Origin of the sequence: Streptococcus sp. HMSC068F04 (genome assembly GCF_001837455.1) — a bacterium.
GTDB lineage: Bacteria > Bacillota > Bacilli > Lactobacillales > Streptococcaceae > Streptococcus > Streptococcus salivarius_D.
On record NZ_KV832511.1, the window covers coordinates 1 to 1,366 of the forward strand.

General features: G+C 38.9%; 2 protein-coding genes. Both read left to right on the forward strand.

The window, feature by feature from the left end; all coding sequences use genetic code 11:
* Positions 1–2 precede the first annotated feature (2 nt).
* A complete protein-coding gene (locus HMPREF2571_RS07330; RefSeq protein WP_070847564.1) occupies positions 3–362 on the forward strand; it encodes an SMU1112c/YaeR family gloxylase I-like metalloprotein in 360 nt (119 codons plus the stop codon).
* Between the two features lie 114 nt (positions 363–476).
* A partial coding sequence (locus HMPREF2571_RS07335; protein WP_070847565.1) for a DUF1002 domain-containing protein occupies positions 477–1,366 on the forward strand: 890 nt, incomplete at its 3' end.

Below are 1,366 nucleotides of genomic sequence, written 5' to 3' on the forward strand. Positions count from 1 at the left end.
TTATTGTGCACTTATATTGTATATTCAAGGTCAATAAACTTGGTTTTGAGATTATTCGGGAAAATCACCGTCCAGAACGTCACGATTATAAGTTAGACCTACGTTGTGGGGATATAGAACTTGAAATCTTTGGCAATAAGACCAGTGATCCGAACTATGTGGAGCCACCTAAACGTCCGTCTTATCCTGAGGCATGTGGCTTACGTCATTTAGCTTTCAGAGTGACTAATATTGAAGAGGTTGTCAAGAGTTTAGAAGAGAAGGGTATTTCCTGCCAACCTATTCGCAAGGATACTTTTACCGGTGAAAAGATGACTTTCTTTGCTGATCCGGATGGTCTTCCCTTGGAGTTGCACGAGTAGTTTTTTTGACCTTAATTTTTTAAGTCATGGTATAATAAATTCACGATTGGACTCATAGCCAGTCGTCCTTTAGGAGATTATGGAATACTATTCTATTTTCGAAAGGAAACACACATGAAATTGAAAAAACTTCTTGTTACTGGGATGGCTTTATTGGCTTCAGTAACAGCCTTCACTTCGGTTGCACAAGCAGCAACATCATCGCAAGTCCAAAAGGTCATTGATGAATCTTATGTTCAACCAGACTATGTGATGGGTTATTCATTATCGGAAGAGCAGCGTAATGAAACCTTGAATTTGTTAGGGTATGACAGTAGTAAGGATACTAATGTCAAGACCTTGACGACATCTGCATATGCGAATATCATGAATGTTGCTGACGATTCTAGTCTTCAGCTTTATTCTTCAGTTAAGATTGCTAAGCTTGGTGCTAAGGAAACCTTGAGTGTAGAGATTGTGACACCGCAAAATATCACGAAAATCACTCCAGATATGTATCGTAATGCTGCAACGACACTTGGTATCGAACATGCTAAGATTACCGTAGCAGCACCGATTGCAGTTACTGGTGAAAGTGCCTTGGCTGGTATTTACTATTCTCTTGAACAAAACGGGGCTAAGGTATCAGATGAAAGCAAAGAGCTTGCGCAGGAGGAACTTAAAACCCTTTCTCAAATTAATGAGGAAAATTCAGGCAAGAGTGACTATGCTGCCGACAAGCTTAATGTAGCTATGACTGATATTAAGTCAGCAGTTGCTGATAAAGGGGATAAGTTGACTGAAGACCAAGCTAAAACGATTGTTCAGCAAACTATCAATAATTACAACTTGGATCTTTCTGATACGCAAATTAACCTTCTGGTGAATTTTGCTATGAATTTATCTAAGTCTTCAATCATTGATAGTGCTAGCTTTAAGTCAACCTTGAGTTCACTTAAAGATTCTATCGTTTCGAAAGCTGGTAATACCTTCTCCCCTAATTGTCAAGTCAAGTGCAACAAAGA